Origin of the sequence: Pseudomonas sp. MG-9 (genome assembly GCF_018729515.1) — a bacterium.
In the GTDB taxonomy this organism is placed as follows: Bacteria; Pseudomonadota; Gammaproteobacteria; order Pseudomonadales; family Pseudomonadaceae; genus Aquipseudomonas; species Aquipseudomonas serboccidentalis.
The window spans coordinates 18,473-34,933 of the sequence record NZ_JAHHZH010000014.1; the positions used below are offsets into that span (position 1 = coordinate 18,473).

Genomic DNA, 16,461 nt, shown 5'->3' on the forward strand with positions numbered 1-16,461 from the left:
GTTGACTGGGAAATAGCTATCGCGAGCAGGCTCACTCCTGCAAAGGGTATTGCGCTGTTCTCAGGCTCAGATCCGCACGTTGCCCCGTGGCCCGGCGATCGCCCAGATGATCAGGCCCAGCACTGGCAGGAGGATGATCAGCAGGACCCAGAGGATTTTCATCCCGGTCTCTGCGCCGCTTTTCAGCACGTTGATGATGGCCCAGATGTCGAGGGCAAGAATGATCAGGCCAATCAGACCGTTGAACGTGGAACCCATGGTGTCACTCCAGAATAGTGGCATGCACTTTTAGGATAGACGGTCGCGCGCAGGGTTCCCTTTTATTGCGTTCAGACGTGAACGGCGACCTTCAGGGCTTCCAGCGACGGCGCCGCAGCGATGCCGACTTCGGCGCACAGTTCCAGCACCCGTGGCACGTCGTTGCCGTAGACCAGCACCACTTGCAGCTCGTCGTCGAGCAACTGGCTGAAGTTCATCAGCGTGTAACCGCCGTTTTCCTTGTTCAGGCTGCTCATCTGCACCTGAATACGGTTGAGTGCGGTCAGTGCTTCGGTCTTGGCCAGTTGTTTTGGCTTGAGGTTGAAATCGACGCCCGGGCCGAACGACGCGACGATCTGCGCGAACAGGTCAACGTAGGTGTCGGCCTGGAACAGCACGGTCTCCGGCAGGCTGCCGACCACGACCCACTCGCCCAGCGGAATCGGGAAGGTGTCGTCGTAGTTGATATCGGGGTTGGCCGCCAGGAAAGCCTCGGCATCGGCGTAGGCCTGTGCGGCTTCATCGGCCACGTTCAGGATCTCGTCCTCGCCCATGCAGCCGGAGCTGATTTTGCTGATGAGTTCGACGAGTGCGGCTTTCATGAGAGCGGATCCTGTGGAAGGTAAATATGAGGGCGCGGAGGATAGCGCACAAAGCAAAAGATCGCAGCCTGCGGCAGCTCCTACAGGTTTAGCGTTCGTTCACCAAATGGATGGCGAACGCATTCATGTAGGAGCTGCCGCAGGCTGCGATCTTTTGACTTTATCAGGCCAGCAGTTTTTCCAGCTGCGCCGTGGTGTCGACCGCGCCCATGGTCCGGGCCGCATCCAGCGCGGTGATGCCGTTGGCATCCTTGGCTTTCGGGTCGGCGCCTTTGCCGATCAGGTAATCGACGATTTCAACCCGGTTGAACATCGCCGCCATCATCAGCGCAGTGCGGCCATCGAACGACGAACCTTCGATTTCGGCGCCCGCCTCCACCAGCGCCTTGACCACGGCCAGATCGCCCTTGAACGCCGCGCCGGCAATCGGGCTCTGGCCGTTGCCGTTACGCAGTTCCGGGTCGGCCTTGTGCTTGAGCAGCACTTGCACCGCGTCGACGTGGCCGTAGTAACTGGCAAGCATCAGCAGCGTGTCGCCCTTGCTGTTTTTCAGGTTCACCGGCAAACCGGCGCTGATCAGCCGATCGAGCATCAGCGCATCACCGTCGCGTGCCTTGTTGAAAACCTGCTCGGTGAATTCGGCAGCTTCTTCAGGGGTCATCTGGCGGCTTTGGTCAGACATGGGCAACTCCACTTTCGGTTATTCGCAAAGCCGACAGTTTCCCGAGCGCGACGATAGCTGTCACCCCCTTTTTCTCAAGTCATGCCATAGCCAATATCAATAGCGGTACTTGCCCTGATGAATATCGGCCAACACGTCGTCCGTCACCTGCACGTAAGTCTGCGTGCCGGGCAACCACGCATAGATCGGGTCATCGCCCGTCTGAGCGGGGTCGAAGCCTTCGTTTTTCAAGCGGGTCTTCTGGTATTTGAAAGTGCCGGTGGTCTCCATCTTCACCTTCACCCGCAGAAAGAGCGGCACCGCATAGGCCGGCATGCGCTGACGGGCAAACGCCAGCAGTTCGGCGAAGTCCAGGGTCGCCAGGGACTCGGCCGGGGTAATCGCGGCCATTCCGGCGCGGCCGTTGGTGTTGCGCACTTCCACACCGTAGGCCACTGCCTCGGAGATGTGTGGATGCTGCAGCAGCAGGTTTTCCACTTCAGTGGTCGAGACGTTTTCGCCCTTCCAGCGGTAGGTGTCGCCGAGGCGATCGACGAACTGCGCATGGCCGAAGCCGATATTGCGCAGCAGGTCACCGGTGTTGAAGAAGCGGTCGCCCTTGCTGAACACGTCGTGCAGCACCACCTTGGCGGTTTTCTGCGGGTCGGTGTAGCCGTCCAGCGGGGCTTTTTCGTCGATCCGCGCCAGCAGCAAGCCCTGCTCGCCCTTGCCGACCTTGCGCATGAAGCCGTCGGCGCTGCGCAACGGCTGACCGCTGTCGTGGTCGTACGCCACCAGTTCCCAGGCCATCAGCGAGAAACCGATGGTGTTGTCGAAGTTGAGGATGTTGCTGAAGCCGATGTTGCCGTCGCTCGCTGCGTACAACTCACAGATGTGCTCGACGGCAAACCGGGTCTTGAACTCGGCCCAGGCGCCGGGGCGCAAGCCGTTGCCGATCATCTTGCGCACCTCGTGACGACTGTCGTCGGCGCTGGCCGGTTGATCGACCAGATAGCGGCACAGTTCGCCGACGTAACCGATGGTGGTCGCGCGATAGCGGCGTACGTCGTTCCAGAACTGGCTGGCGCTGAACTTGCGGCGGATCGCGAACCCCGAAGCACCGTTGATCGCCGAGCCCCAGCACACGCAAAGGCCGGTGGCGTGGTACAGCGGCAAGGTGCAATAGACGACGTCGTCGGGGTGCATGTTCAAGGCGATCGTGCCGAAGCTGGCGGAGCTGCGCATCCAGCGGCCGTGCTTGAACACGCCGGCCTTGGGCAGGCCGGTGGTGCCGGAGGTGTAGATGTAAAAGCACGGATCGTCGAAGAACACTTCGCGGCTGCTGGGCGGGTTGTCAGCGCAGGCATCGGCACTGGCGCTGATCAGGTTGATATAGCCTTCGGGCGCAATGCCCGGGTGGCTGTGGGTGTCGCCGTCGGCGATAAACCAGGTGCGCTGCGCGGCGATCGACACGTGCTCGCGAATCGTGGCGAACGCCGGCTGCAATTCCTCACCAAGCACGATCGCCACTGGCGCCACCAGGTTCACGCTGTGAATCAGCGTATCGCGGGTCTGCGAGGTATTGAGCAGCGCGCTGACGGCGCCGAGCTTGGCCAGCGCCAGAATGGTCACCAGCAGTTCCGGGCGGTTTTCGATGAACACCGCAACCACGTCACCCTTGCCGATGCCCTGCACGCTCAGATAGTGGGCGATGCGATTGGCCCACTGGTTGACCTGCGCATAGGTCAACAGGACATCGCCCTGCAATAACGCCAGGCCTTCGGGATTGCGCAGGGTCGCTTGTTCGAAGGTCCAGCCAAGACCACAGGCCTGGGTCGGGTCCTTGACGTTAGCCACCTTCATGCCCTTGACCACTCGCGGGAGGGCCCTGGCGATCATCGGCAGCTTGCGGAGCATCATGCCCCAGGTAATCGTGTCGCTTGGCGCGTGACTCATGAAGGCTCCCCGTTCGACCTTGCTGGCCGTTTTTTTATTGTTCGGGCTGTGGGCATGACCCTGCGTTGTGGGCAAAGGTCGAGACCGAAAATACGTCAGCGCTTCTCGGCCTGTACACGCGGTTTTTGCAATGTTTTGTATCCGCAGCCGCAGGGACGACAGCGGGGATCATGGCCCAGCGAATAGGTTCCATCGTGTCGACGACGATCCCGCAAAATGCAGGATGCACGATGGCCATTCATGCAGATTGCACGACCCTTGCAAAATTCACGAATCATAAGCTACTGATTTATAACGAATTATAATTTTCGAAATGCTGGCACAATCGCTGCAACCTCCTCTGCATGCTTGCCATTCAAGTGCATAAGGAGCTGATAGACATGAGCCTGATCCAAGAAAAATTTACCTCGCTGTTCTCCAACTTCAACGTCACCACTGCGCCACGTCCCGATGGCGGGATCCTGCTGACCCTGCGCAGCAGCGAAGGCAAAGTGTTCAAGCGCGCCCTGACGTACCAGCAAATGCACAACGCCGACCAACTGTCGTGGGCGATCAGCGCGATTCGTCGTGACCTCGCGGAAGAAGCCAGCGAGCTGCCGCAAATTGCGATGCTGCAGAGCCAGCAGCGCTTTGCACTGCCGACATATCATTCGCTGTAACTGATTCGAAGCTTTAAACAAAACAGGCCTGGCAGCTTTCACTGCCCGGCCTGTTTTTTGTACGCGGTTTTTATGTAGGAGCTGCGGAACGCTGCGATCTTTTGATCTTGATCTTTAAAACCAAAATCAAGATCAAAAGATCGCAGCGTTCCGCAGCTCCTACAGGGACTTGTGGGTTTAGAAGGCTTCCGGTTCGATGCCGGTAAAGCTGTCGACGGTGACATGCCCTTGCAGCTCGCCACCGTCGCGAGCCAGGCCGCAGGTTTGCAGGCCTGCCGATTGAGCGGCGTCGAGTTCCTGCACGATGTCTGAGAGGAACAAAATTTCCTCCGATTTAACGCCAATGGCCTGCTGGATATTGGTGTAAGACTGCGCCTCACGCTTTGGCCCCGACGTGGTATCGAAATAACCGCTGAACAGCGGCGTCAGGTCCCCCGCCTCGGAACAACCGAAGATCAGCTTCTGCGCCTGGATCGACCCCGATGAATACACAAACAGTTGATAACCGGCCTGATGCCAGCGCTTGAGCGCTTCAACGGCGTCCGGGTAAACGTGACCCTTCAACTGCCCGGCCTGATAGCCCTGCTCCCAGACCATGCCTTGCAGTGCTTTGAGCGGCGTGGCCTTGCGGTCTTCGGCGATCCAGCTCAGGAGAATTTCAACCACCCGTTCAACGTCAGCCTGCGGCTCGTTGCTGTCGCGGCGCACGGCGGCGATCTGCTCGGCCACATCGGCGCGCTCGGCGTTCTGGCGCACAAAGTCCGGCAGATGTTTGGCGGCATACGGGAACAGCACGTCGAACACGAAACTCACCGCGCTGGTGGTGCCTTCGATGTCGGTGAGGATGACTTTGATCGACATCGGCTCAGTCCTCCAGACGCGGGAAGCGCCCGGCGATGTCTTCACCGGTGAAGTTGGCGACCCAGCCTTGCGGGTTGTTGAACAGGCGAATCGCCACGAAGTGCGGGTTCTCGCCCATATCGAACCAGTGTTTAGTGCCAGCCGGTACCGAGATCAGGTCGTTCTTCTCACACAGCACCGCGTAGACATAATCGTCGATGTGCAAGGTGAACAGGCCACGCCCGGCGACGAAGAAGCGGACTTCGTCTTCGCCATGGCGGTGTTCTTCGAGGAACTTGGCGCGCAGCTCGGCTTTTTGCGGGTGATCGCTGTTGAGGCTGATCACATCGACGGTGATGTAGCCGCGTTCGGTCATCAGCTTGTCGATCTGCTGCTGATAGGCGCTGATCACTTCTTCCTGGGTGGCACCGGGCTGGATCTTCGCCGCGGCTTGCCAGCGGTCGAAGCGCACGCCTTGCTCGGCGAGTGTCGAGGCGATGTCTTCGAAATGGGTCAGCACCTTGTTCGGAAGGTCAGGGCTGGAAACGTGATAAACGGACAGGCTGCTCATGGGCAATTCCTCGGTATCGGCCTTGCCGTCCGGTTCTTGCTGACCGGTCGGGCAGTGCATTTCATCAGGCAAATGGGCTGCTTCTGGTGAAGTCAGCCTTGGCGGTTCATGACGCTGCGGGTTTTCAACTCGCATTCAAACAGGAATTCGAAGGCCTCGATCTGCCGCAGGGCGTCGCTCATCTGCGCGCCCCAGGTGTAGAGGCCGTGGCCGCGAATCAGATAACCGACGCAATCGGGATGGGCGTCGAGCCAAGGCTGCACCTTGGCAGCGAGGCGCGCAATGTCCTGATCGTTGTCGAAAATCGGCACACGCACCCGGGATTCGTGAGTGGAGATGCCACTGAAGGCTTTTTGCAGTTCGTAGTCTTCGAACTCGATGAAGTCTTCCGGCGTCAGGCGCGACAGCACCGTGGCGTTCACCGAATGGGTGTGCAGCACCGCGCCGATCTCCGCGCGCCAGCTGTAGAGCTGGGTGTGCAGCAGGGTTTCGGCGGACGGCTTTTTGCCCGGTTCCAGGCTGTTGCCGGACAAGTCGGTGGCGAGCACGTCGTCCAGACCCAACTGGCCCTTGTGCTTGCCGGACACGGTCAGCAGCGCTTCGCTGGCCGACAGGCGCGTCGAATAATTGCTGCTGGTGGCCGGCGACCAGCCGCGACCATAAAGAAAACGCCCGGCGTCGACGATCTGCTGGGCGAGCTGTTCACGCGTAAGGCTCATGGCCTGTCCTCTTGCATACGTGTGGCAATGATAACGGCAGCAGCGAGCGCCGCGAGACTGGCAATACTAAAGGTCAATGTCGCGCCGAGGGCATTCCAGCTGTAACCGGAATACAACGCGCCCAACGCACCGCCAGTGCCGGCCAGCGCTGCATACAGCGCCTGGCCCTGGCCTTGCTGGCGCGCACCGAAGCTACGTTGCACGAACGCGATGGCAGCGGCATGAAAGCTGCCGAAGGTCGCCGCATGCAGCACCTGAGCGAACAACAGCACCCACAGGAATTCGGCGAACGAACCTAGCAGCAACCAGCGCAGCGCCGCCAGCAGAAAACTCGCCATCAGTACCCGACGCAACGAAAACCGCGCGAGAATCCGGCTCATGAACATGAACATCAGTACTTCGGCGACCACGCCCACGGCCCAGAGCATGCCGATCACGCCCCGGCTGTAACCGAGTCGTTCAAGGTGCAAGGTCAAAAACGTGTAATACGGGCCGTGGCTCATCTGCATCAGCGCGACGCAGCCGTAGAACGCCAGCACACCGGGGCTGCGCAACTGCTTGAGAAAGCCCTCCCCGCTAGGCCGGTTACCTTGAGGCGGTTGCGCATTCGGCACCCACAAACTGCTGAGGACGATACCGGCCATGATCAGCACCAGCGCTGCCGGGTAGATGTCGAGGCTCAGCCATTCGAACAAGCGCCCCAGCGCGACCACGGTGATGATGAAACCGATCGAGCCCCACAGGCGAATCTGGCTGTAGCGCGAGGTTTGTCCCTGCAAGTGCGCAAGGGTGATGACTTCGAACTGCGGCAGCACCGCGTGCCAGAAGAACGCATGCAACGCCATGACCATCGCCAGCCAGGCGTAGGTCTTGCTGACGAAAATCAGCGAGAACGTCAGCAGCGTGCACACCGCGCCGAAGCGCACGATGGCCAGCCGTTTGCCGGTGTAGTCGCCGAGCCAGCCCCAGATGTTCGGCGCCACGCAGCGCATCAGCATCGGGATCGCCACCAGTTCGCCGATGCGCGCAGCGCTGAACCCGAGGTGATCGAAGTACAGCGCCAGAAACGGCGCTGTCGAACCGAGCAAGGCGAAATAGAACAGATAGAAACTGGACAGCCGCCAGTACGGGAGCGCCGCCACGGGGGTTATGCCGCAGCGGCCTTGAGATCACCCATCAAAGCTGACCCAGCACCGGGGTGCTGACACGCACATCGGCGTTCTGCCCACGGTGACGCAGCAGGTGGTCCATCAGCACGATGGCCATCATCGCTTCGGCAATCGGCGTGGCGCGGATGCCGACGCAGGGGTCATGACGGCCCTTGGTGATCACGTCCACCGGGTTGCCATGGATGTCGATCGAACGGCCCGGGGTGGTGATGCTCGACGTTGGCTTGAGCGCCAGATGCGCGACGATCGGCTGACCCGAGGAGATGCCACCCAGAATGCCGCCGGCGTTGTTGCTGAGGAAACCTTCCGGGGTCAGTTCATCGCGATGCTCGGTGCCGCGTTGTGCGACGCAGGCGAAACCGGCGCCGATTTCCACACCTTTGACCGCGTTGATGCTCATCAGCGCGTGCGCCAGTTCGGCGTCCAGACGGTCGAAAATCGGTTCGCCAAGGCCCGGCATCACGCCTTCGGCGACCACGGTGATCTTCGCCCCGACCGAGTCCTGATCGCGGCGCAACTGGTCCATGTAGGCTTCCAGCTCCGGCACCTTGTCCGGATCCGGGCTGAAGAAGGCGTTCTCTTCCACCGAATCCCAGGTCTTGAACGGGATTTCGATCGGGCCGAGCTGGCTCATGTAGCCACGGATGACGATGCCCTGGGTCGCGAGAAACTTCTTGGCGATCGCACCGGCCGCCACGCGCATCGCGGTTTCCCGCGCCGAGCTGCGACCGCCACCACGGTAATCGCGCTCACCGTATTTGTGGTGGTAGGTGTAATCGGCATGGGCCGGGCGGAACAGGTCCTTGATCGCCGAGTAGTCCTTGGACTTCTGGTCGGTGTTGCGGATCAACAAGCCGATGGAGCAGCCAGTGGTGCGGCCTTCGAACACGCCGGAGAGGATTTCGACTTCGTCGGCTTCCTGACGCTGGGTGGTGTGGCGGCTGGTGCCCGGCTTGCGGCGATCGAGATCGCGCTGCAGGTCTTCGAGGGAGATCTCCAGGCCCGGCGGGCAGCCGTCGACAATGGCGACCAACGCCGGACCATGGCTTTCGCCAGCGGTGGTGACAGTGAACAACTTGCCGTAGGTATTGCCGGACATGCAGGACGCTCCGTGGAATCAAACCCAAATTCGTGATGCGCGCCAGTATACGCAGGCTAACCGACTAGTTCATCCTCGAACCTTAGTGGTGTTGGTGAGTCCAACCGGCACCTTGGCGAATGATGGCGTGATGATGCTGCGAGTTCTGATCTTGAGTCTTACCCTGTTTACCGGCTTTGCCCACGCAACTGTCCTGCAGCGCCCGATCTCTCTGGACACCGGCAACGGTGAACTTTTCGGCTCCCTGTTGCTGCCAAAATCCGACAACCCGGTGCCGGTTGTCCTGATCCTTGCAGGCTCCGGTCCTACGGATCGTGACGGCAATAACTCCGATGGCGGGCGCAATGACAGCCTCAAGCGGCTGGCCTGGGTGCTGGCCAAACACAACATCGCCAGCGTGCGTTACGACAAGCGTGGTGTGGCCGCGAGCTTTGCGGCCACACCCGACGAGCGCAATCTGTCGGTGGAGGCCTACGTCAACGATGCCGTGGCCTGGAGCCAGAAGCTGAAAAGCGATCCACGGTTCGGTCCGTTGATTCTGCTCGGTCACAGTGAAGGCGCCCTCATCGCCACCCTCGCCGCCCCGCGCGCCGACGCCGCGGCGCTGATTTCCCTGTCCGGCAGCGCCCGGCCGGTCGATCAAGTGGTTCGCGAACAACTGGCGCGCAGCCTGCCGCCACCGTTGATGCTGCGCAGTAACGAACTGCTCGACAGCCTCAAGGCCGGCCACACCGATGCCAACGTGCCGGCGCCGCTGCAGCCGATTTTCCGGCCAAGCGTGCAGCCGTACCTGATTTCGCTGTTCCGCCAGGAGCCGGCCAAGGCCTTTGCGCAACTGAAGATGCCGGCGCTGATCGTTCAGGGCAGCAACGACATGCAAGTCGGCGTTGGCGATGCGCGGGCGCTGAAAGCCGCCAAGCCCGACGCCGAACTGGTGGTGATCGAGGGCATGAACCACGTGATGCGCATCGTCCCCGCCGATGTGAAGCGGCAATTGGCCTCCTACAAGGACCCGAATTTGCCACTGGCGGCGGAACTGGGCGGCAAACTCATCGAGTTTATTGACGGACTTCGCACCCGTTAACCGTAGTTTGCCCTCTAGTCTTGTCAGAAACGGCCGATAAGCCTTTGTCGCCAGCGTACTGGCTGGCGACAAGCAGAGCTTGGACAGGATCTCGCCGCTATGACTGATACCCAGACTTCACCCGACACCACCGCTGAAAAAGACGCACCGCCAGCGGTCGAGCTGCCATGGGCGGACGTCAGCGTCGAGCACCACAAGATGCTCCGCCTGGCCCCGCTGCAGACTGACCGTCACACCGGTGGCCGGCCGTTGCGCTTTGTCGAATTCGGCTATGCCGAGCGTAACAGCAAAGAACACAGCCTGATGCGCATGGCGATCAAACTCCCCGCCCAGCGCGTACGCAAAGAGCAGAACCAGCTCGACGTGTGGGTCAATCACACCACCAAGCGCGTGCATTTCGGCCCCGACAGCGGCTTGCAGATCGAACCGCTGAACCGCGGCATCGGCCGCTTCATGGCTGCGCAAGGCATCAACTGGGCGAAAAAGCGCTGGCCGACCTACACCATCGACGGCATGGACTTGAACAACAAGGACGCGCTGAACGAAGACACCCGCCTGCGTCGCGATCACTTCTTGCGCGTACATGGTTTCGACGTGGTGTATGCCGACGCCCAGCATTTGAAGGGCAGCGTCAAAGAGGTGCAGGTCGGTGACTTGCTGGGCGACTGGAACAGCGAGAAGCTGCAGATCGTCGAGATTCTCGAAGCGGCGCAGATGCTGCAACAGGCCGAGCAGAACCTGGCCGAGCAGGAAGTGAAGCTGAAGAAGCAGGAAGAGAAAGTCAGCAAGTTCAAGCGTGAAGACGCGGGTTTGCGCTTCACCATTACCTGTCTGGTGGCGTTTGCGGTGTTTCAGGCGGGGTTGTTGATCTGGATTGCTACGCACCGGTAGATCAAAAGATCGCAGCCTTCGGCAGCTCCTACATTGGGATTGGTGTACACCCTGTAGGAGCTGCCGAAGGCTGCGATCTTTTGCTTTTAGGCTTTAGACGCGGGAGGCGAACAGGGCCTGGTGATCGCGGCACTGCTCCGCTGTCAGCATGAACACGCCATGCCCGCCGCGCTCGAAATCGAGCCAGGCGAAGTCGACTTCCGGGTACAGCGCTTCGACGTGCACCTGGCTGTTGCCCACTTCAACGATCAGCAACCCCTTCTCGGTCAGGTGATCCGCCGCTTCGGCGAGCATCCGTCGTACCAGGTTCAGACCGTCATCACCGCAGGCCAGGCCCAGCTCCGGTTCGTGCTGGTATTCGTCCGGCATGTCGGCGAAATCCTCTGCGTCGACATACGGCGGGTTCGACACGATCAAGTCAAAACGCTGCCCCGGCAGCCCATCGAAACCATCGCCCTGCACGGTATACACGCGCTCATCGACGCCGTGGCGCTCAATGTTCTGGTTGGCGACTTCCAGCGCTTCGAACGACAGGTCCGCCAGCACCACTTCAGCGTTCTGGAACTCGTAGGCGCAGGCGATACCGATGCAGCCGGAGCCGGTGCACAGGTCGAGAATGCGTGCAGGCTCGTCGCCGATCCACGGTGCGAAGCGGTTTTCGATCAGCTCGCCAATCGGCGAACGCGGGATCAGCACGCGCTCATCGACGATGAACGACATGCCGCAGAACCACGCCTCACCCAGCAGGTAAGCGGTCGGGATGCGCTCTTCGATGCGGCGCTTGAGCAGACGCTGGAGGTTGACCAGTTCATCATCCTCCAGCGCGCAATCGAGGTAGCTGTCGGCGATTTCCCATGGCAGGTGCAACGCACCGAGCACCAACTGCCGGGCTTCGTCCCAGGCGTTGTCGGTGCCATGGCCGAAAAACAGATCCTCCCCATGGAAGCGGCTGACGGCCCAACGGATGTGGTCGCGCAGGGTACGAAGTCGGGAAGTGATCACGGGGCAGAACTCCAGAAAAAACGACTGGCGATTCTAGCAGCCAAAACGCGTCACGACGACGCGGGAAACATACGGGGGCGACAGTAGGACTTTTCTGATTTTTGCATCAGCTATTGAACGGAACGTGTAACTTGACAAGGCTGCAGGCCAGTAACGACGGCGCTTGCGATGGTAGCGGTTCACAGAACCGCTCAGCCAGAGGACAATGCCGCAAAAGCCCCACCCCAAGGAGCCCCAGAATGTCCGTTCCAAAAACGATGTTTCAACTCAGCGGCCGCGGTTACGCAGCGGCCACGCTGAGCCATGCCACCGTGGTCATCATCGATGCCCAGAAGGAGTACCTCAGTGGCCCGCTGGCCCTGAGCGGCATGGACGCGGCCGTCGCGAACATCAAACAACTGGTCGCCGCAGCCCGTGCAGCCGGTCGGCCGATCGTGCACGTGCGTCATCTCGGCACCGTCGGTGGCCTGTTCGACCCACAGGGCGAGCGCGGCGAATTCATCCCCGGCCTTGAGCCACAGGGTGATGAAACCATCATCGGCAAACTGCTGCCGAGCGCCTTCCACGGCACCGAACTGCTGGACCGTTTGCAGAATCTGGGCTCGCTGGACCTGATCGTCTGCGGCTTCATGAGCCACTCCAGCGTCAGCACCACCGTGCGCGCGGCGAAGAACCTGGGTTTCCGTTGCACCCTGGTCGAAGACGCCTGCGCCACCCGCGACCTGCCATTTAAGGGCCGTGTGCTCAGCGCCGCCGTGGTGCAGGAAGCGGAAATGGCGATCATGGCCGACAACTTCGCCACCCTCGCCTTGACTCAGGATCTGATCTGATCGCGGGCCTGCTTCAAACTCCGGTGAGCGGCTCACAGCGCCGCTCATCCGCAAAAGCCTCGCATTGGCTTCAATTGCCTTAGCCTCAGGAACAACCCGGTCAACTCCCGGTCGAAGGGCCGATACCCATTGAGGAAGGTCGGAATGAAGTTATCCGATGGATTTGACGCACGCCGCTTGCGGCCCAAAGGCCAAAGCAACTGGCGTTTTCGATTTGGCGCAGCGATCGCCGCCATTCTGGCGATGTTCGGTGTGCTGCTGGCGATGGCCGGTGCCGCCAGCCTGCTGGGGCGCCCACCGGCGCTCGGCGACTTGAATGCCACGCCGATGGGTTCGGCGATCATTCTGGCGGTCGGTTTGTTGTTTCTGTACTTCGGCGTGGCGCTGTGGCGTCGTTGCCGGCGTCGCGCCCGGCAATCGCGGGAACTGAACATGTCCCCGCACCTGATGAAAAAACACGACTGAGGTGATGGCCTGGCTTTTTGCCGGGCCGTTTTGTTTCGACTTGGGTAAACTGGCCGCCCTTCGCGGAGGCTGACATGCAAGACGACGATTTTTCCCTGTTCAAAAGTGCGATCCAAGGCGTCAAGCCGATCAAGCACGACCGCGCCGACACCGGCAAACCCAAAGCTGACCGCGCCCAGATCGCCAAACTGCGCCAGTCCGCCACCGTGCGCACCGACACCACTACCGTGGATGGCCTGTCCGATCAGTTCGTGATCGACGTCGGCCCCGAAGACGAACTGATGTGGGCCCGCGACGGGGTGCAGGAAAGTCAGATGCGCAAGCTCAAGATCGGCCAGATTCCGTTCGAAGGCAGCCTCGACCTGCACGGCATGAACGTCGAAAAAGCCCGTGAGACCCTCTGGGCATTTCTGGCGGAAGCGACCCGATTCGAAATCCGCTGCGTGCGCGTCACCCACGGCAAGGCTGTACGCCTGGACGGCAAGCGGCCGATGATCAAAAGCCACGTCAACACCTGGCTGCGCCAGCATCCGCAAGTGCTCGGCTTCTGCTCCTGTCAGGCCAGGCATGGCGGTGCCGGTGCGGTTTACGTGATGCTCAAACGCACCATGATGGAAGGCCGCGACGAATAATCGCGTTACACCGAACTTGCAGGGTTGTGTCCGCCACCGTACCCTTGCCCTTTGCGAAAATCCCCACAGGTAGTTTCATGTCCCTGGAACAGAATTACACCGCGATTCTCGGCCAACTGGGCGAGGACGTGTCCCGCGAGGGCCTGCTCGACACGCCAAAGCGTGCCGCCAAAGCCATGCAGTATCTCTGCCGCGGTTATGAACAGACGCTCGAAGAGGTCACCAACGGTGCCCTGTTCAGCTCCGACAACAGCGAAATGGTGCTGGTCAAGGACATCGAGCTGTACTCGTTGTGCGAACACCACCTGCTGCCGTTCATCGGCAAGGCGCACGTCGCGTACATCCCTAGCGGCAAGGTGCTGGGCCTGTCGAAGGTTGCGCGGATCGTCGACATGTACGCCCGTCGCCTGCAGATCCAGGAAAACCTCAGCCGCCAGATCGCCGATGCGGTGATGCAAGTCACCGGCGCGCTGGGCGTCGCCGTGGTGATCGAGGCCAAGCACATGTGCATGATGATGCGCGGTGTCGAGAAGCAGAACTCGTCGATGATCACCTCGGTGATGCTCGGTGAGTTCCGCGAAAACGCGGCCACCCGCAGTGAGTTCCTCAGCCTGATCAAGTAATCGGCTGCAGAAAAAAACCGGCGTTGATCGCCGGTTTTTTTTCGTCCGTGAAAAATCGGGTAAGCTGCGCGCCTTTCTCCATTTGCACCGTGAGGCTTTCAACGTGTTCGTAAAAGCGCTTCGTGTCGGCCTTGGCCAACTGATCATCTTCATCGACTTCATCACTCGCCCGGGCAAGAAACAGCGCCCGGCCGAAACCCAGGCCCAGGTCAACGCGGCCGCCAAAGGCCTGACTCTGTATCAGTTCCACGCCTGCCCGTTCTGCGTGAAGACCCGCCGCACCCTGCGCCGCCTGAACGTGCCGGTGGTGCTGAAGGACGCGAAAAACAACGAACAGGATCGCCAGACGCTGCTGGACCAGGGCGGCAAGATCAAGGTGCCGTGCCTGCGTATTGAAGAGAATGGACAGACGACCTGGATGTATGAATCCAAGGTGATCATTGATTATCTGGACAAGCGTTTCGCTGCAGTCTGATGGATTTGTGCCGGGGCTGATGGCCCTATCGCGAGCAGGCTCACGCCTACAATTGGAATGCGTTCCCCCTGCTCGCGAAGAGGCCCGACCAGTCGCCATAAAGTCCAGACAAAAATAAACCGGCCCTCAGCCGGTTTATTTGTTTTCAGGCCGCCTGCACCGCCTGAGCCTGACGCACCACCGCCGCCAATCGCTTCAGCCCTTCATCCAGCCGCGCCGGTTCGATGTGGCTGAAATTCAAACGCAGATGCCCAAGATTTTTATCCGGTTCGGGAAAGAACGGTTCGCCCGGCATGAACGCCACGTCGTTGGCCAGCGCCTCGTTGAGCAAGGTGCGCGTATCCAGCGGTTGCTTGAGCGTCAGCCAGAAAAACAGCCCGCCCTGTGGCATGTTCCAGTCTGCCAGATCAGAAAAATGCGTTTCCAGCGCTGACTGGAACGCATCGCGGCGCTGCCGGTAGAAGCCGCGCAACTCACTCAAGTGCTGCTGATATTTTTCACTGCCGATCCATTGCAGCGCCTGCCACTGGCCGATGCGGTTGGTGTGCAGATCCGCCGATTGCTTGAGTTTGAGCAAGTGCGGAAACAGGTTCGGGCTGGCGATCAGGTAGCCGACGCGCAACCCTGGCAACAGGGTTTTCGACACGGTGCCAGTGTAGATCCAGCTGGCTTTTTTCAGGCGCCCGGCAATCGGTTTGGCGCTGCCGCCATCGAAGGTCAGTTCGCGGTACGGTTCGTCTTCGATCAGCGTCACGCCGAATTCATCCAGCAGCGCGGCGACGGCAGCGCGCTTGGCTTCGCTGTAGCGCACGGCGGACGGATTCTGGAACGTCGGGATCAGGTAGATGAACGCTGGGCGATGCTGCTCAAGACGAGTGCGCAGTTGGGCCAGGTTCGGGCCGTCGGCCTCTTGCAGCACGGTCAGGCAATCGGCGCCGAACAGCTGGAAGATCTGCAATGCGGCGAGATAGGTCGGTGCTTCCAGGAGAATTTCAGTGCCCTTGTCGATGTACAACTTGGCCGCCAGATCGAGGGTTTGCTGGGAGCCGCTGACCACCAGCACCTGACTCGCTTCACAGGCCAGCCCCAGCGCCCTCGCCTGCGCCGCCAACGCTTCACGCAGCGCCGGTTCGCCTTCGCTCATGCCGTACTGGCCGAGAGACAGCGGCATGTCGGCCCATTCGACTTTCGGCAGCATGGCTTCGGCCGGCAAGCCACCGGCAAACGACATCACCTCCGGGCGCTGGGCGGCGGCGAGGATTTCACGGATCAGAGAACTTTTAAGGCGCGAGACACGTTCGGAAAAAGCCATGGGAGTCACCGGTAGCGAGGCTTGGGAAAAATGAGTCAAACTGGTTGACTGAAACTACGACAGCTTGAGCGAGTACGTCAACATGCTTGACCTTAAAAACCCGGTTAGCCAGCAACAGGCGATGGAAGCGTTTTTCTTCGGCTATCAGGCGTTCACCGCCAAGGCCGATGAAATGCTCGAGCGGCGCGGCCTGTCCCGGGTGCATCAGCGGATTGTGTTTTTCATCGCGCGTTATCCGAATCTCAGTGTGAAGCAATTGCTGGGATTGCTCGGCGTAAGCAAACAGGCACTGAATATGCCGTTGCGCCAGTTGCAGGAAATGCATCTGGTGGAAAGCGTGGCGTCAGAGGCGGACAAGCGTAAGCGCCTGCTCGAGCTGACCGCTGAGGGTGCGAAGTTCGAGCAGGCGTTGCGCCGTGAGCAGGTGAAGTTGCTCGAGCGGGTGTTTGCCGAGGCTGGGGAGGCAGCGGTGAATGGCTGGCTGGCGGTGAATTTAGCGTTGGGGAATAGTCAGTCACACCTCGATTGAATGGGCCGGCCTCTTCGCGAGCAAGCCCACTCCCACAGGGGAACGCATTTCAAATGTGCGGGCTCGTTCGCGAAGGCGTCCGAA

Annotated in this window: 20 protein-coding genes; 9 read left to right on the top strand and 11 right to left on the bottom strand. The window is 60.6% G+C overall.

The features are described 5' to 3' along the window. Positions 1–66 precede the first annotated feature (66 nt). From KKQ10_RS27465 to KKQ10_RS27480, 4 genes are all read right to left on the bottom strand, one after another. Complete coding sequence (locus tag KKQ10_RS27465) at positions 67–258, bottom strand: PLDc N-terminal domain-containing protein (RefSeq protein ID WP_003223221.1); 192 nt, start codon at positions 256–258, stop codon at positions 67–69. Between the two features lie 71 nt (positions 259–329). Next, positions 330–860: a hypothetical protein gene (locus KKQ10_RS27470; protein ID WP_003223219.1), complete on the bottom strand. Its 531-nt coding sequence runs from the start codon at positions 858–860 to the stop codon at positions 330–332. Between the two features lie 163 nt (positions 861–1,023). Next, positions 1,024–1,542, bottom strand: coding sequence for an ankyrin repeat domain-containing protein (locus tag KKQ10_RS27475; RefSeq protein WP_127651688.1), 519 nt, complete (start codon positions 1,540–1,542; stop codon positions 1,024–1,026). A 96-nt stretch (positions 1,543–1,638) separates the two neighbouring features. Further along, entirely contained in the window at positions 1,639–3,477 is a 1,839-nt protein-coding gene (locus KKQ10_RS27480; RefSeq protein WP_215502902.1) for a long-chain-acyl-CoA synthetase, read from the bottom strand. A 380-nt stretch (positions 3,478–3,857) separates the two neighbouring features. Here KKQ10_RS27480 and KKQ10_RS27485 point away from each other — a divergent pair, with 380 nt between their 5' ends. Further along, positions 3,858–4,136 (top strand): DUF3509 domain-containing protein, encoded by a 279-nt coding sequence (locus tag KKQ10_RS27485; protein ID WP_027613327.1) that lies wholly within the window; start codon positions 3,858–3,860, stop codon positions 4,134–4,136. A 177-nt stretch (positions 4,137–4,313) separates the two neighbouring features. On the opposite strand, the gene mtnC is transcribed toward KKQ10_RS27485, so the two are convergent. The 5 genes from mtnC to aroC all read right to left on the bottom strand — a co-directional run bounded on the left by mtnC (position 4,314) and on the right by aroC (position 8,534). Further along, on the bottom strand, positions 4,314–4,997 hold the full coding sequence (mtnC, locus tag KKQ10_RS27490) for an acireductone synthase (protein ID WP_127651690.1): 684 nt from the start codon (positions 4,995–4,997) through the stop codon (positions 4,314–4,316). Positions 4,998–5,001: 4 nt separating this feature from the next. After that, complete coding sequence (locus KKQ10_RS27495) at positions 5,002–5,547, bottom strand: 1,2-dihydroxy-3-keto-5-methylthiopentene dioxygenase (protein WP_127651691.1); 546 nt, start codon at positions 5,545–5,547, stop codon at positions 5,002–5,004. Positions 5,548–5,639: 92 nt separating this feature from the next. Next, the gene (locus KKQ10_RS27500) at positions 5,640–6,266 is read right to left on the bottom strand and encodes a methylthioribulose 1-phosphate dehydratase (RefSeq protein ID WP_215502903.1); all 627 of its coding nucleotides are present in this window, start codon (positions 6,264–6,266) and stop codon (positions 5,640–5,642) included. Next, the gene (locus tag KKQ10_RS27505; protein ID WP_215502904.1) at positions 6,263–7,408 is read right to left on the bottom strand and encodes an MFS transporter; all 1,146 of its coding nucleotides are present in this window, start codon (positions 7,406–7,408) and stop codon (positions 6,263–6,265) included. The genes KKQ10_RS27500 and KKQ10_RS27505 overlap by 4 nt, the downstream gene beginning before the upstream one ends. Positions 7,409–7,442: 34 nt before the next feature. Then, on the bottom strand, positions 7,443–8,534 hold the full coding sequence (gene aroC / locus KKQ10_RS27510; protein WP_003223202.1) for a chorismate synthase: 1,092 nt from the start codon (positions 8,532–8,534) through the stop codon (positions 7,443–7,445). Between the two features lie 130 nt (positions 8,535–8,664). Between aroC and KKQ10_RS27515 the strand changes: the two genes are divergently transcribed. Together KKQ10_RS27515 and KKQ10_RS27520 are read left to right on the top strand one after the other, a co-directional pair. Further along, positions 8,665–9,618 (top strand): alpha/beta hydrolase, encoded by a 954-nt coding sequence (locus tag KKQ10_RS27515; protein WP_215502905.1) that lies wholly within the window; start codon positions 8,665–8,667, stop codon positions 9,616–9,618. A gap of 99 nt (positions 9,619–9,717) precedes the next feature. Further along, positions 9,718–10,509 (top strand): hypothetical protein, encoded by a 792-nt coding sequence (locus KKQ10_RS27520; protein WP_127651695.1) that lies wholly within the window; start codon positions 9,718–9,720, stop codon positions 10,507–10,509. Positions 10,510–10,602: 93 nt separating this feature from the next. Here the strand turns inward: KKQ10_RS27520 and prmB are convergent, their stop codons facing one another. Continuing rightward, a complete protein-coding gene (gene prmB, locus KKQ10_RS27525; protein WP_097087565.1) occupies positions 10,603–11,511 on the bottom strand; it encodes a 50S ribosomal protein L3 N(5)-glutamine methyltransferase in 909 nt (302 codons plus the stop codon). 239 nt (positions 11,512–11,750) lie between these two features. Here prmB and KKQ10_RS27530 point away from each other — a divergent pair, with 239 nt between their 5' ends. The 5 genes from KKQ10_RS27530 to KKQ10_RS27550 all read left to right on the top strand — a co-directional run bounded on the left by KKQ10_RS27530 (position 11,751) and on the right by KKQ10_RS27550 (position 14,536). Continuing rightward, positions 11,751–12,341 carry a cysteine hydrolase family protein gene (locus KKQ10_RS27530; protein ID WP_003223193.1) on the top strand — a complete coding sequence of 197 codons (591 nt, stop codon included), beginning with the start codon at positions 11,751–11,753 and terminating at the stop codon, positions 12,339–12,341. A 144-nt stretch (positions 12,342–12,485) separates the two neighbouring features. Next, positions 12,486–12,806 (top strand): hypothetical protein, encoded by a 321-nt coding sequence (locus KKQ10_RS27535; RefSeq protein ID WP_064118638.1) that lies wholly within the window; start codon positions 12,486–12,488, stop codon positions 12,804–12,806. A 74-nt stretch (positions 12,807–12,880) separates the two neighbouring features. Further along, positions 12,881–13,438 (top strand): Smr/MutS family protein, encoded by a 558-nt coding sequence (locus KKQ10_RS27540; protein ID WP_127651697.1) that lies wholly within the window; start codon positions 12,881–12,883, stop codon positions 13,436–13,438. A gap of 77 nt (positions 13,439–13,515) precedes the next feature. After that, on the top strand, positions 13,516–14,061 hold the full coding sequence (gene folE / locus KKQ10_RS27545) for a GTP cyclohydrolase I FolE (RefSeq protein WP_003442011.1): 546 nt from the start codon (positions 13,516–13,518) through the stop codon (positions 14,059–14,061). Between the two features lie 103 nt (positions 14,062–14,164). Beyond that, positions 14,165–14,536 carry a glutathione S-transferase N-terminal domain-containing protein gene (locus KKQ10_RS27550; RefSeq protein ID WP_215502906.1) on the top strand — a complete coding sequence of 124 codons (372 nt, stop codon included), beginning with the start codon at positions 14,165–14,167 and terminating at the stop codon, positions 14,534–14,536. A gap of 145 nt (positions 14,537–14,681) precedes the next feature. On the opposite strand, the gene KKQ10_RS27555 is transcribed toward KKQ10_RS27550, so the two are convergent. Continuing rightward, the gene (locus KKQ10_RS27555; protein WP_215502907.1) at positions 14,682–15,848 is read right to left on the bottom strand and encodes an aminotransferase-like domain-containing protein; all 1,167 of its coding nucleotides are present in this window, start codon (positions 15,846–15,848) and stop codon (positions 14,682–14,684) included. 82 nt (positions 15,849–15,930) lie between these two features. On the opposite strand from KKQ10_RS27555, the gene KKQ10_RS27560 reads away from it, so the two are divergent. Continuing rightward, positions 15,931–16,377, top strand: coding sequence for a MarR family winged helix-turn-helix transcriptional regulator (locus KKQ10_RS27560; protein WP_215502908.1), 447 nt, complete (start codon positions 15,931–15,933; stop codon positions 16,375–16,377). Positions 16,378–16,461: the final 84 nt, after the last annotated feature.

Coding starts and splice junctions, on each gene's coding strand:
- KKQ10_RS27465 (WP_003223221.1), bottom strand. CDS start 258: ATGGGTTCCACGTTCAACGGTCTGATTGGCCTGATCATTCTTGCCCTC.
- KKQ10_RS27470 (WP_003223219.1), bottom strand. CDS start 860: ATGAAAGCCGCACTCGTCGAACTCATCAGCAAAATCAGCTCCGGCTGC.
- KKQ10_RS27475 (WP_127651688.1), bottom strand. CDS start 1,542: ATGTCTGACCAAAGCCGCCAGATGACCCCTGAAGAAGCTGCCGAATTC.
- KKQ10_RS27480 (WP_215502902.1), bottom strand. CDS start 3,477: ATGAGTCACGCGCCAAGCGACACGATTACCTGGGGCATGATGCTCCGC.
- KKQ10_RS27485 (WP_027613327.1), top strand. CDS start 3,858: ATGAGCCTGATCCAAGAAAAATTTACCTCGCTGTTCTCCAACTTCAAC.
- mtnC (WP_127651690.1), bottom strand. CDS start 4,997: ATGTCGATCAAAGTCATCCTCACCGACATCGAAGGCACCACCAGCGCG.
- KKQ10_RS27495 (WP_127651691.1), bottom strand. CDS start 5,547: ATGAGCAGCCTGTCCGTTTATCACGTTTCCAGCCCTGACCTTCCGAAC.
- KKQ10_RS27500 (WP_215502903.1), bottom strand. CDS start 6,266: ATGAGCCTTACGCGTGAACAGCTCGCCCAGCAGATCGTCGACGCCGGG.
- aroC (WP_003223202.1), bottom strand. CDS start 8,534: ATGTCCGGCAATACCTACGGCAAGTTGTTCACTGTCACCACCGCTGGC.
- KKQ10_RS27515 (WP_215502905.1), top strand. CDS start 8,665: ATGATGCTGCGAGTTCTGATCTTGAGTCTTACCCTGTTTACCGGCTTT.
- KKQ10_RS27520 (WP_127651695.1), top strand. CDS start 9,718: ATGACTGATACCCAGACTTCACCCGACACCACCGCTGAAAAAGACGCA.
- KKQ10_RS27530 (WP_003223193.1), top strand. CDS start 11,751: ATGTCCGTTCCAAAAACGATGTTTCAACTCAGCGGCCGCGGTTACGCA.
- KKQ10_RS27535 (WP_064118638.1), top strand. CDS start 12,486: ATGAAGTTATCCGATGGATTTGACGCACGCCGCTTGCGGCCCAAAGGC.
- KKQ10_RS27540 (WP_127651697.1), top strand. CDS start 12,881: ATGCAAGACGACGATTTTTCCCTGTTCAAAAGTGCGATCCAAGGCGTC.
- folE (WP_003442011.1), top strand. CDS start 13,516: ATGTCCCTGGAACAGAATTACACCGCGATTCTCGGCCAACTGGGCGAG.
- KKQ10_RS27555 (WP_215502907.1), bottom strand. CDS start 15,848: ATGGCTTTTTCCGAACGTGTCTCGCGCCTTAAAAGTTCTCTGATCCGT.
- KKQ10_RS27560 (WP_215502908.1), top strand. CDS start 15,931: ATGCTTGACCTTAAAAACCCGGTTAGCCAGCAACAGGCGATGGAAGCG.